The organism is Silvibacterium acidisoli, assembly GCA_022870745.1.
In the GTDB taxonomy this organism is placed as follows: domain Bacteria; phylum Acidobacteriota; class Terriglobia; order Terriglobales; family Acidobacteriaceae; genus Silvibacterium.
On the sequence record CP085323.1, the window covers coordinates 4,940,301 to 4,952,377 of the forward strand.

A 12,077-nucleotide genomic window follows, 5' to 3' on the forward strand; every position below is an offset into this window, starting at 1 on the left:
TGACTGCCCACAGCGGATGCGATCAGGCCCTGGCAGCAATGACATCGTGAACAGAACCTCCGGATCGCTTCGTTAATGGAATCTCGATGCTCAATCGAATTCCGCCGGAAAGCCTATTGCTCGCGGAAACGGCGCCACCGTGGGCCCGGACTACCGCCTGCACAAAGGCGAGGCCCAGACCGTACCCACGCGAGTCGCGGCCCTTGACTCGTTGCTGGAAGAGCCTGCTTTGCACCGCAATATCGAATCCAGGCCCATTGTCCTCAACCGTCAGAACTGCGACCTTTTCATCGGCATGGAGAGAGATTTGTACATTGCAGCATGGCGGCAAATGCTTTATCTCGTTGTCGAGAAGGTTCGCAAGGACACGGTGGATGAGAGCGGCATCGACAAGCACCTGGCAGCTGTCCAGGATCTTGACGGAAACCTGGATTCCTTTCTCTGCCATGGATGGCTCGTAGAGAGCGATCATGTCCCTCACCAGTTCGTCCAACAGGATCTCCCGTCGGGACAGCCTGAGAGCATCGGCTTTTGCCTCTGCAACATCCAGCGATGCATTGAGAAAATCAGTGAGCCTGTCGAGTTCATCGATTGCGGCGGCGATCGGCTCGATCTGGTCTGCCTTCAGGTCCCTGGATAAACTCACCTCCAGCTTGCCGCGCACAGCGGTAAGTGGACTTCTCAAATCGTGTGCCAGGGCGCCGGTGATCGTGTGCAGTTGGTGGACAGTGTTTTCTATCCGGTCGAGCATGCGGTTCAGAGTTCTGGCGAGATGGCCGACCTCATCTTTGCCCGTAAGGTTCGGCACCCTGCTGGTCAGGTCGGATTCGCCGATATGGGATGCGGCTTCCGTTATCTCTCGAACGTAGCCCAGCATCCTTCTCGTTGTATAAAACACGATGACGAAGCCGAGCAGCACGATGAGCAGCCAGATAAAGACGAAGCGAATCATCATGTCGCGTAATACGCGGAGTTCGTCCTGTTCCGAAAGACCAAGATAGATGTAGCTGCCATCTGCAATGCGGGTTGCGGCTACACGAAAGGGATAGCTCGTCCCTCGTACCTTCACATCCCGGGGAACACCGGCCAGGACTCTTGAAGACCGGATGGCCTCCAGGTGTTTGAGTCCGTCGCCCTCGCCCACCCAGAGCCTCGGTGGACCATCCTCTGCCGCCTGCAGGAAGAAGACCGCGCTATTGTCGACGCCCTGACCCTTCCGCTGATTCGGCACCTCACGACTCGCAAGCTCAGCAACCTCACCGACGACCCGGTCGTAGAGATTGTCCTTTGGAGTGCGCCCTGCGACGTCGCCAAGAACTGCCACTTCGCCCGATAGCCACGCGTCGCTCCGTTGCTGTATCTGGCTGACCATGAACTGCTGCAACATGGCAAAGACGATCAGCGTACCGACCGCGAACGCAAGCGTAGCCCAGAGAGAGATACGCCAGGCAGCACTTCGAGTCACAGGATCAGGCGGCGGTGACGACATATCCGATTCCTCTCAGCGTCTTGATGAGCGGACTCCGGCCTGGCAAATCGACCTTTCCGCGAAGGCGATAGATATGAACGTCCACGACATTCGTATCGGGTTGGAAACGCATGCCCCACACATCTGCCAGAAGCATGGAACGAGTGACTACCTTGCCGGCGTTTCTGCACAGGTACTCGAGCAGGGCAAACTCCTGGGGGCTGAGATTCAGCACATCGCCGGCCCGTGTGGCCCTGCGTTTGAGCAGATCCAATTCCAGGTCGCCCACATGCAGACGCGTCGGATCTTCGGCCACTGATGAGTGACGCCGCAGCAGATTACGCATTCTCGCGAGCAACTCAGCAACTGCAAACGGCTTGGTCAGGTAGTCATCCCCTCCAAGCTCGAGGCCCCTTACCCGCTCATCGACGGATCTCCGCGCCGAGAGTATCAGGACAGGACTTCTTACCCCTGAATGACGAAGCTGAAGGATGAGGTCGATCCCGTCCAGGTCCGGCAGGCCGAGGTCCACGATCATGCCATGGTAAGACCGCTTTGCTGCCAGACTGGAAGCGGTTTGCCCGTCGTCCGCGGCATCCACTTCGTATCCGGCGCCAAGCAGAGCATCGGTGACGAAGCTCTGAATCTCGTGGTCATCCTCTACCAGCAGAATGCGCATAAATCATCGTAAGACATCTGCATAGAGCGTTTGGGCTACTCTAGGCAGCAAAAATGACAATTCGTTCATCCCGTCACAATCACGCAAATGCAGGTGGCGCGGTCGAACTATCCGAACGTACGGCCGGCGGTTTTTGCAGGCCCGTTGCTACCCGGAGAACAAGGGGTTAATTGCCGACGAAGGTATATTGCAGCTGCATTCCCCTGCCGTTCGGTGTCGAAACAGATGAGACCGAGAGACGCTGCCAGGCGCTTGCGGTGGAACGGCGCCCAACCACATATCCGCCAATACCGTAGCCAAGCGCGCTTCCGACAAAGACATCGGTTGGAAAATGTTCCCGGGCAATAACCCTGGACGCAGAGACTGTTGCCGCAAGTGAATAGACCAGGAGTTCCGTCGCGATGCCGTTATACTGCGACGCCACCACATGGGCAAATGACCAAACCAGAATGGAGTGATCGGAAGGCATGGATTGGCCGTCTGGCCACGTCTTGAATCCGTGGGGCCAGAAGCGCCCTGTGCCGTCGCCCTGCATTGGATCCTGGCGATTGATGGCGTACTCCAGCCCTTTGTTCAGAATAATTGAGTCCGCCATTGCCTCTCCAGCAAGAACAGCAGTCTCCTGGAGATGAGCGTTATGAGTTACACGGCCAGTAACGTAGCCAGTAAAGATCGCAGCAGTTGGGCCATAGATGCCGCCATAATCCGAGATGCGCCGAAACTGGCGTTCCCGGTTTGGATCAACCCCAAGGGCCTGAATCGCTTCGGCATCCTTATCGATGCCCACGCCCGTAGCTATGCCAAAAGGGGCGATCCATAAAAGGCTGCTGGCACGGAGGTGAAAGGGAGCGGTAACGATGCCCGCCTCGTCCTGTGCCACGTGCAGGGCACATATCTGCAACGAAGAAATGTCACAGCTCTTCTCCGCGGGGACCTGGGCAATGCCACTAAGCCGAAAAACCACTAGCAGCAGGCCGATGAATAAAGTGCGCATGGGGAAAGACTTGTACACTGGCTTGCACATTCCGGGCCGCCATCCTCGCCGCATCAATGGATAACCCGTAACGTTCAACGCTGGGAGCAAGAATCAGGAACGATCAACGGCCGGTACGTCTGCCGATGAGTCGCCTCTCTCCCAAGTTATCCTCAGTTCCGGACCGTCAACATGACAATCTGTTCAGGGACACATAGCTGACTACACCCCGGCATTCATTCTCTCCAGGTTTCTTACGTCGATTTCTCAGCCTTCTCCAACGTGTCCGCATCCTGCGACAATTCGGCTTCGAGATCTCCATCGAATGAGCGATATGAATTGTAACGATCATGCATCACTTCCGACAGAGAACACAGCGCCCGCTCGAGTACGATCTCGAGTTGCCGGGGAGGTCTGGAGCCCAGTCCGAAGTTCTGAGAACCACGGAGTACCTGGGACAGGTCGTGATAAATCCCCTCCAGACGTCTATCGCTGATGCTCATAAGCAATCCCTTTGCGATCGCACATGCAGACGGATCTGGGTGTTTCCCTCAACGAACCTCTTGCGGGTGCAGCCGCTTCGAGTGCGGCACTGCCAACACCGGACACTCTGCTTCTCGAACGCATTGGCTGATAGCTCCGACCACATACGGGTTCGAGCTGTGATGCTCTATGCCGAAGACAATCAGGTCTGACTGGTGATCTTTAGCGCATTGGAGAATCTCGTGTCCCATTTCGCCGGTTCGCATCTGCCAATGGCTGCCCACCCCGGCGATCGACGCCTGTTCCTGAAGGCTTCTCGTTCTCTCATCCACTTCCTGGCTGGATAAGACCATCGAACCGGAACTCCCAGGCTCGGTAACATGTACGATCTCAACCTGCGCCTTCACGCGGAGCGCCAGATCAGAGGCAAGCTGAAGTGCTCTATCGTTCGCTCCTGAGAGGCTGGATGCGAACAGGATGTTGCGGATCAAGCGAACCTTATTCACTGTTGAAACGAGTTCGGGGCCGATCATAAGAGTTGCGCAGGAGAGACTCCGCAATAAAAACTCCGCTGTCGATCCAAGCTTTTTCGCGTCGCCTGCTCGATGGCCGAATGCCCCCATAAAGAGAATGTCCGGATGGAGTTCAGCAGCCGCCTCGAACAATACATCCGCCGTACCGCCAATCCGGCAGATGCACTTCGCCTGCTGGGAATAGTGGCGCACTCTCGCTGAGATCGCCTGCAGATCGATCTCGGCCTGGTGATGCTCGCGCTTCAGAAACGCGATATCGTCATTCCCGCCAAACGTGCTCGGCGATATCGCATAGATCACACTGATCTCGGCACTGTACAGCCCCGCAAAGTACATCGCATATTCAAGTGCTGCCTCTGCGAATAGAGAGAAATCGTAGGCGACCATCAGCGTCTTGACCTTCACAGCGGTTCCCTGCTCTGTCATCGTTTCGGTAGACATATGTACACCCCTGCGGGCATAGCCTCGCAGGTCTTCCAGGTGCGCACAGTGACTTGAATCACAGAGCGTCTTGCGAGGCAAGCGTCTGCTGCCCGCGGGTATAACTGCCTTCAAACGAGGAGCATCCACGCCTGCCATCTCCCCATTTCAACGAAAAATGCGGGTCGCTCAATCCGGCGAATGTCCTGAACCGTGGCGAATTTTCCCGTTCCTGTTCACAGTCATTCGGGATCCGACTGTGATTGAAATCACAATCGTGACGGTCATCCGGCACAGATAAGTCACCCGTCCTTCTGCCAATCTGTATGCCACACGGAGGAAAGATATGCCGTCACATCGGATTGAAGAACAAGCCCTCAAGCGCTACGTCCATCCGGAGAAGATTCTGGTTGCGACAGATCTGACAGGTGAAGAGTCGGTGATTCCTTATGCAATTGCGCAGGCACGTGCAAGCAGCTCCGAGCTGGTGCTCGTTCACGCGCTCGAGCCGATCGAGACGAGTGAAAGCCCATATCAGCTCCTAACCCCGCAGGAACAACGAGCCTACCGGCAGCAGACTATACACGACCTCGAAGGGTTGAAGAACAGGCTTGAAGCGCAGGGCCTTCGTTGCTCGGTCCGGGCCATTTCAGGAAGCGCACTCAACGTCATCCAGGAAGCCGTCGCTACCGAGCATTCCACCCGTGTTATCGCGGCGACTCATGGGAGAAAGCACCTTCGCGAGTTGATTCTCGGATCCGTTGCAAAACAACTTATGGCAACGCTTCCCGTTCCGCTCTTCCTGGTGGGGCCTCGTGGTGAAGCCGAGAACCTCAGGCCCATTCAGCGGATACTATGCCCGGTGTCGCTGGAGGGAGATTATCAGGACATCGCCCGATTCGCCTTCCTGCTTGCCAGGGAGAATCATGCGCACATCACGCTGATGCATGTTCTCGAGGAGGAAGCAAGCGGAGAGATGAGCGCTCCCCGCACGCTGGCCTGGGGCAGGCACGCCCTTCAAACCGTGGCAAACGAGAACGGCCACCTGAAAGAACAGCTCTCTATCAAGGTCGCGTCCGGCCCTGCGCTCAAGGCGATCCTGAATCTCGCAGAGAAGAGCAAGGCCGACGTGATCGTGATGGGCAACCGGGAACCGTTCCCAACCTCGCGGGTCAGAAACTGTCTCGCCTATAAAGTTGCGGCTTCGGCGCCATGCCCCGTGTTCAGTTGCCGGTTTGACCTGGCGATGCCCGGACGGGCAGATGTGCGACATGAGCCCGTTCACGCGTGATTGGAGGATTCACGATGCTTCGTTGTGCAAATGCCAGCTGCGCGCGGGAGCAACTGTACCTGCGAAACGGACGGCTCTATCTGGTAGATCGCCCCAACCGATTCACGTCCGGACAGGATCGCCAGGTCATATGGCTATGCGAGGACTGTTGCAATTGCTTCCAGGTCGATGGCTGGCGCAAACCCGGTGAGCAGATGAAGAACATGAACGCGATGAGCAGTGAACCCGCCGTTACATCGTGGCGTTACCTCGAAGCTTCTTGAGCTCGCGCCGCTTTCAGGAAAACTCAAACCGCCTTTTTTAGGAGATCACATGAACGCCACCGTAACACCGTCATTACGCTTCAGAGAGATTCTGGTAGCCACAGACTTCAGCGATCTTTCACGGGAAGCTCTCCAGCTATCGAAATCGATTGCGCGCAGATTTCATTCAGGAATCATGGCTGTCCATGTATCGGAGCCTATGAATCCGATCACCGTTCCGGAGGGCCAATGGTTTTATAGCGAAGAGGACCTGCATATCGCCGAGAAGACCATGGAAGAGCTGCGCGAAAGCCTGAGCGCGGAGGGATTTCCCACGCAGGTGTCCTGTCCGGTCGGTCCCGTCGCGCGGGAGATAGAACGTACGGCCAGAAACTGCAAAGCCGATCTGTTAGTCCTCGGCACGCATGCGTGGAGAGGCGCCAAGCGATGGCTATTCGGATCGGTCGCGGAATCTGTCGCTCACAACCTGAATCTTCCGCTCCTCCTGATCGGGCCTCATGCAGCCGAGCGTTCGTTCGGAGAATCCTGGAAGGTGAAGAGGGTCCTTTGTGCTTCGCCGATGGACGCCGAAGGGAAAGCCGTCGCACTCTATGCCAACGCACTGGCACAGGAGATGGGTGCGCAGTGGCAGATGGCGTGCGATTACCTGAGCAAGGATCCTGGATGCGCCGACTGGGAGAGCTTCTACGAAGACCTTGAACATGATCTTGCCGCAGGCGATGAGGCAGATGGCTCGATACAGACCGTACTGCTCACAAAGCCATACCCGGAGCAGCTTGCGGAACTGGCTCGTCTTCGCAGCGCAGATCTGATTGTCGTCGGACACAGCCAGCAATTCATGGACTGGTCCATGATCCGATCCGGCACCCTGCCCCACCTTCTGGCGCACGCATCGTGTCCGGTACTGGTCGTCCCGACTCATCAGCAAAAGAAAGGATGAGCATCCTCTTTCGCTATCTGCCTCCTCACGTTTTGCCGGACGGCGCCCGCCAAAACGTGAGGAGAAGATGCTTCACCCTTCTTTGCATGACGGGCCACCACTGAACCAGTTGTTCGATGTGACCCAGATCACAAACCGTATGCCCCCAGGGGCATACGATGTTCACGCCGGCTTCGCAGCGTACAGCTCAGAAGCATGACCACTGGAGCAACATATGGCGAATACGGTCAGTTCGACAATCAATTCAACTTCAGCTTGTGCTACATCCCTGAATGAAGGCAATAAGCCAGCTACCGCCCCCGTCCTTTTCTTAGGAGACTTCTCGGATCCGGATTCGTATCCCGTTCGATACGCCATGGCGCTCGGCCGGACAATGAAGACTACCGTTGAATTTGAATACCTCCCGGATGCGGCTGCCTGTCTGCCTGGACGATTGGATCGCGGCGGTCTCAGCAAACACTCGGACATGCCCCTGGCGCGGGTATATGACAACCTTCAACTGGACGACCTGATGCATTCTCTTGAACTGGTCGTCGCGAAGTTCCGGCCTGCAATACTGGTGCTGGGAACCAGCAGCGACACCGGCACCGCGCGCGTTGTGCTCGCTAGTTTTGCCCGCAAGGTCGCCTTGAAGACCGGTTTTCCAACCTTGCTCGTCGGACCCAGCAACGAACTCGTATTGAAACGGGCCGGGCGGTGGGAGAAGATACTCGCTGCCACGGACTTCACTCCCCAGGCTACCGAAGGGCTTCTTCGCGCTCACGAGCTGGCTGGAGCGCATTTGATCGCTCTCCACTGTGTACCGAAGACCGAAAAAAACGAGGCGCACCGCTTGCTCGAGCGCCTCAGAATGCTGGCGCCATTCAACGAATCTCACACCGTGCCGGTACAACATTTTGTCCCAACAGGAAACGCCGCGGAGCAAATCGTATCCGTGGCGAAGCAGACGAAACCTGACCTGATCGTCCTTGGTTCTCCAATTTCAAGCCGGGAAAACACCACGGACGGCGAAAGCGTGATCTGCAGCGTGGTGAAGGAAGTGCAGTGTCCAGTCCTGCTTATGTCGCCACAGGCATGGACACCAGCCGGAACAGAGGCCGCGGAGGCAAGCCTATGAGACGCGATCGCCTATTCAATATCGGCGCTCTGACTACCTGCGGCCTCGTTTCCGTCGGCCTGGGCTTCACGCTCTACCAGTTTCGCGACATTCCGCAAAACATCATCTTTGAGGTTCTCTTTGTCGGCATGGCCATAGAGGTCGGCTTTGCCGGCCTGCTGCTGGCGGCCATCGTCGATGCCCTTCTGCTTCTTTCAAGTCGCGGCAAGACCGTCTATCAAAGTGCTTCGGTGGCCCTGGCAGCCGCTTTCTTTTCCGGCGCGGCCATTGCAATCTTCATTCGCCCTGAGACTTCACTCACGCTGCTCCTCTGGTTGTCAGCCACGTATGCAGCCATTCGCGCTGCATTTAATCTGACGTTTGCGTTCCGGCGCTCCTCTTACGCGCGAGAGAGAATCTCCGCCCTGCTCTTCGGAATAATCTCCCTGATCTTTGCTCCCTTACTCGTAATCTCAACGAGGCTGGAGGTTGAAGACAAGATCGTATCGCTCGCCACCTATGTGACCTTCCTCGGTATTAAGCTGCTCTACTATGCGTGGACGATCTGGAAGATTTCGAGGCAGGAAAGACCGTACCCCTCCGGCGCGCTGAAGACAGACCGCACGCGAACGGCGTGAAGCAGATCGGCTTGGTCCGCTGCTGCAACGCGTGACACGCTCCGCCGGCGTATCTATCGAGACATCGGCGCGCGAGCCTCGTCACGAAATAAACTTCGCTCTTCGACTGTCCCTGTGGGCTTCCGCCCTGCAGCACACCTGCAAGCACCTGCGTCATCCGGTGATTTAAAGTGCCATGGACGCGGTCACAATACTTGCTCATGCGTATTCACCAATCGTCCGAGTGTTGGCCTCGAGGCGCGCTTTCCGTTGACCGGATGAGTTCCGGGAGCGGCCGGTGTCATCACCGTTTCTCAGGGCTGGTGTATATCTAGAGGGTCAGGGGACCACATGAGAACCGAAACGCTCTTCAGTAGAGCCGCGAATGCGGCCGCGCTCTCTTTCTTTAGCTCCTTTCTACTGATACACGCCCAGACCCCGCGCCCGCAGACTCCGCAAGCGCAGCCTGGCAACGCTCCGGGCTTTAACGTCGGCGCTCCGAAAGAAGACATTCTCGACAACACCAGGAGTACCAGCGCCTCATCGGGCATTCAGTCGCAGGTCGACAGCCCGACGCGCACCGTGGGCCCTCAGCGTGATGGCTCCATCGTTGTCTCCGACAACCAGGTGCTTACCCCCGCCGGCCGCCTCATCGAACTCGGCGCTCCCGTGCGCGCAAAAGCCATCGTGCTTAACCCCGCCAGGAACTCGCATACTGCCGCGGTCCTGCTCATGGGAGCGCCGCAGCCCATTATCGTTTTCGACACGCAGAGCGGACAGGTCCTACAGCGCTACACTCCCGACGGAGCCCCGAACGCTTCTATCAAAGATCGCAGTGCAGGCTCCTTCGCCGGTATCATTTACTCTCCCGACGGCTCAAAGCTCCTCTTCAGCCAGGACAACAACTACATCTCCGTCGCCAATGTAGACCCAAATACCGGTCTTCTCAGCCATGAGCAGCGCGTCGCACTGCCACCGCCTCCCGCAGACGGCCGCCAGTACCATAACGCGAAGGCCATCAACCCCGGAGGCATCGGCTTCTCAGCCGATGGCAAACGCGCTTATGTCGCTCTCAACGCCGCCAACACGCTTGGCGTCATCGACCTCACTACCTCTCCCGCAAAGCTCACTTTACAGATCCCGGTAGGCAACGCGCCTAATAGCGTGGTCACTCATGGCGGCTTTGCCTACATCAGCAACGAGGGCGGCCGCACTGCCACCAAAGACGACTTCACCAACAACTCTGACGGCACACCCATCGTCGTCGATCGCACCGATGCCTACACACTCACAGGCACCGTCTCTGTCGTTGACCTCGCTACGGGTAAGCTGAAAACCACCATCGGCGTCGGCCTCCATCCCGCAGGCATGACCATCGTTGGTTCGCGGCTCTTCGTAGCCAACTCCTACAGCGACAGCCTCTCCATCATCGATCTCGACACCAACAAGGTGACTCGCACCATAAATCTCAGCGTGCCCATTGCAGGCGGTACCTTCGGCTCAGGTCCCAATGGTGTCGCCGTTACGGAGCGCGGCACAGCCTACGTAACGCTCGGCCAGGCCAACGCCGTCGCCGTCGTCGATCTTCAGGGCCGCGATGCCAATCCTGTTATCGGCTACATCCCCACCGGTTACTTCCCCACATCCATCGACTACGACAGTGCTCACAGGCAGCTCGTCATCGCCGACGACAAGGGGATTGGCTCACGCGGCACCACCAAGACGACCCCGAGCGGCATCGTCTCCTACAATACCCACGCCGACATGGGCGTCGTGAATCTCATCCCCGAGCCAAATGCCTCCGCCCTGGCAACCTTCAGCAAGCAGGTCTTCCAGAACGACCAGTGGAACCTCAGTACCAACATTGAAGTCGGCAAGCAGTTCATCGATCCACATGCAAAGCCCGTCGCTATCCCGAAACACATCGGAGAGCCCTCGCTCATTAAGCATGTCTTTCTGATCATCAAAGAGAACCGCACTTACGACCAGATGCTCGGCGATGTCGCCTGGGGCAACGGCGCAAAGGAGCTTGCCGTCTTCGCACCCGCCGTGCCCAATCAGCATGCTTTCGTCACGCGCTTCCCTCTGCTCGATAACGTCTACGCACCCAGCCGCCAGTCTGCCGATGGCCATCCCTGGATCGGCATGTCCGGCTCCTTCTATTCCAACGACATTCTCTCCCCCGACTGGATTCGCTCCTATCCGGGCGGCGAGGCTGAAGATGCCCTCACCAACACGCCGCAGGGCTTTCTCTGGACCGAAGTCGCAGCCATGGGCATGACCGCGCGCCTCTACGGTGAGTGGAGCAGCGGCACCACCATTGCTCGAAGCCCGGATGGCTCCGCCTATACCTGGACGGACTTCTACAAAACATCGCTCTGTAAAGAGGGCAAGGCGCCTGCTACAGATTGCATCGTTCCCGATGACGCCATCCATGTCACCTCCGCCATTCCATCCGCGGCAAAGATCATGGATCCGCACTTCCCGCCGTTCAACCTCGATATCCCAGATCAGTACCGCGCCGACTATTGGATCAAGGAATTCAAAAGCATGGACGCCTCCGGCCAGGTGCCCAATCTCACCATCCTCTGGCTGCCGGACGACCACACCGCAGGCATGTCCAAGGGCCATCCCTATCCAATCAACTACCAGGCCGACAACGATCTTGCACTCGGCCGCATGGTTGAAGCGATCAGCCATAGCAAGGTCTGGGACACCTCCGCCATCTTCGTCGAAGAAGACGACTCGCAGGCAGGTACCGATCACGTAGACGGCCATCGTCAGCCCATCTTCGTCATCAGCCCTTACACCGTTGCCCCGCAGGCGCCCGGCCAGGGCAAGGCGATCCACACCACCTATACAGCTGAAAACATCAATCGAACCATCGAAAATATTCTCGGCGCCAAGCCTCTCACGCAATTCGATCTGGTCGCGTCGCCCATGTTCGACGCCTTTCAGAACAAGCCCGACCTCACACCTTATAACTGCGTACCCGCAACCATCGCTCTCGATCAAGGACCGGACCTGCCTGCGGGCAAGACCATTTCCTACACTCCCACCGAAAAAGAATGGCTGAAAGCTACCGCGAAAGTGATGAAGGGTAAGTACGACAAGGCCGATGCCGTCGATCCTAACTTTCTAAACCACGTGATCTGGTACTCCACTACCGATTGGCTTCGCCCCTATCCAGGTGAAGACAAGGTCCAGGCACCTGCTCCACTGGTTAAAGCAGCCATGAAATATGGCGGCGATGGAGATGACGACTAACACTTACGCATGGCTTTGCGTGGCCCACAAGCGAGCGGGGCACCCAC

10 protein-coding genes are annotated in these 12,077 nt (G+C 57.4%); 6 read left to right on the top strand and 4 right to left on the bottom strand.

All coding sequences use genetic code 11. The features are described from left to right. Positions 1-22 precede the first annotated feature (22 nt). The 4 genes from LJD29_RS20275 to LJD29_RS20290 form a co-directional block, all read right to left on the bottom strand. Positions 23-1,489 carry a HAMP domain-containing sensor histidine kinase gene (locus LJD29_RS20275; RefSeq protein ID WP_446743395.1) on the bottom strand — a complete coding sequence of 489 codons (1,467 nt, stop codon included), beginning with the start codon at positions 1,487-1,489 and terminating at the stop codon, positions 23-25. Beyond that, on the bottom strand, positions 1,470-2,147 hold the full coding sequence (locus LJD29_RS20280; protein ID WP_446743396.1) for a response regulator transcription factor: 678 nt from the start codon (positions 2,145-2,147) through the stop codon (positions 1,470-1,472). Before LJD29_RS20280 ends, LJD29_RS20275 begins: the two co-directional genes overlap by 20 nt. Before the next feature lie 166 nt (positions 2,148-2,313). Continuing rightward, on the bottom strand, positions 2,314-3,171 hold the full coding sequence (locus LJD29_RS20285) for a phosphatase PAP2 family protein (RefSeq protein WP_446743397.1): 858 nt from the start codon (positions 3,169-3,171) through the stop codon (positions 2,314-2,316). Positions 3,172-3,671: 500 nt separating this feature from the next. Further along, positions 3,672-4,577, bottom strand: coding sequence for a universal stress protein (locus LJD29_RS20290; protein ID WP_446743398.1), 906 nt, complete (start codon positions 4,575-4,577; stop codon positions 3,672-3,674). Positions 4,578-4,902: 325 nt separating this feature from the next. Between LJD29_RS20290 and LJD29_RS20295 the strand changes: the two genes are divergently transcribed. From LJD29_RS20295 to LJD29_RS20320, 6 genes are all read left to right on the top strand, one after another. Beyond that, a complete protein-coding gene (locus LJD29_RS20295) occupies positions 4,903-5,847 on the top strand; it encodes a universal stress protein (RefSeq protein ID WP_446743399.1) in 945 nt (314 codons plus the stop codon). A gap of 14 nt (positions 5,848-5,861) precedes the next feature. Further along, on the top strand, positions 5,862-6,110 hold the full coding sequence (locus tag LJD29_RS20300; RefSeq protein ID WP_446743400.1) for a hypothetical protein: 249 nt from the start codon (positions 5,862-5,864) through the stop codon (positions 6,108-6,110). 49 nt (positions 6,111-6,159) lie between these two features. After that, positions 6,160-7,050: a universal stress protein gene (locus tag LJD29_RS20305; RefSeq protein WP_446743401.1), complete on the top strand. Its 891-nt coding sequence runs from the start codon at positions 6,160-6,162 to the stop codon at positions 7,048-7,050. Between the two features lie 373 nt (positions 7,051-7,423). After that, on the top strand, positions 7,424-8,167 hold the full coding sequence (locus LJD29_RS20310) for a universal stress protein (protein WP_446743402.1): 744 nt from the start codon (positions 7,424-7,426) through the stop codon (positions 8,165-8,167). Beyond that, positions 8,164-8,784: a DUF308 domain-containing protein gene (locus tag LJD29_RS20315; RefSeq protein ID WP_446743403.1), complete on the top strand. Its 621-nt coding sequence runs from the start codon at positions 8,164-8,166 to the stop codon at positions 8,782-8,784. Before LJD29_RS20310 ends, LJD29_RS20315 begins: the two co-directional genes overlap by 4 nt. Positions 8,785-9,114: 330 nt before the next feature. Continuing rightward, positions 9,115-12,030 carry a bifunctional YncE family protein/alkaline phosphatase family protein gene (locus tag LJD29_RS20320; RefSeq protein WP_446743404.1) on the top strand — a complete coding sequence of 972 codons (2,916 nt, stop codon included), beginning with the start codon at positions 9,115-9,117 and terminating at the stop codon, positions 12,028-12,030. Positions 12,031-12,077: the final 47 nt, after the last annotated feature.

What these genes read in the sequence shown, in the direction of transcription:
- LJD29_RS20280 (WP_446743396.1), bottom strand. Translation starts at nt 2,147, where the DNA reads ATGCGCATTCTGCTGGTAGAGGATGACCACGAGATTCAGAGCTTCGTC.
- LJD29_RS20285 (WP_446743397.1), bottom strand. Translation starts at nt 3,171, where the DNA reads ATGTGCAAGCCAGTGTACAAGTCTTTCCCCATGCGCACTTTATTCATC.
- LJD29_RS20290 (WP_446743398.1), bottom strand. Translation starts at nt 4,577, where the DNA reads ATGTCTACCGAAACGATGACAGAGCAGGGAACCGCTGTGAAGGTCAAG.
- LJD29_RS20275 (WP_446743395.1), bottom strand. Translation starts at nt 1,489, where the DNA reads ATGTCGTCACCGCCGCCTGATCCTGTGACTCGAAGTGCTGCCTGGCGT.
- LJD29_RS20300 (WP_446743400.1), top strand. Translation starts at nt 5,862, where the DNA reads ATGCTTCGTTGTGCAAATGCCAGCTGCGCGCGGGAGCAACTGTACCTG.
- LJD29_RS20315 (WP_446743403.1), top strand. Translation starts at nt 8,164, where the DNA reads ATGAGACGCGATCGCCTATTCAATATCGGCGCTCTGACTACCTGCGGC.
- LJD29_RS20305 (WP_446743401.1), top strand. Translation starts at nt 6,160, where the DNA reads ATGAACGCCACCGTAACACCGTCATTACGCTTCAGAGAGATTCTGGTA.
- LJD29_RS20320 (WP_446743404.1), top strand. Translation starts at nt 9,115, where the DNA reads ATGAGAACCGAAACGCTCTTCAGTAGAGCCGCGAATGCGGCCGCGCTC.
- LJD29_RS20310 (WP_446743402.1), top strand. Translation starts at nt 7,424, where the DNA reads ATGAAGACTACCGTTGAATTTGAATACCTCCCGGATGCGGCTGCCTGT.
- LJD29_RS20295 (WP_446743399.1), top strand. Translation starts at nt 4,903, where the DNA reads ATGCCGTCACATCGGATTGAAGAACAAGCCCTCAAGCGCTACGTCCAT.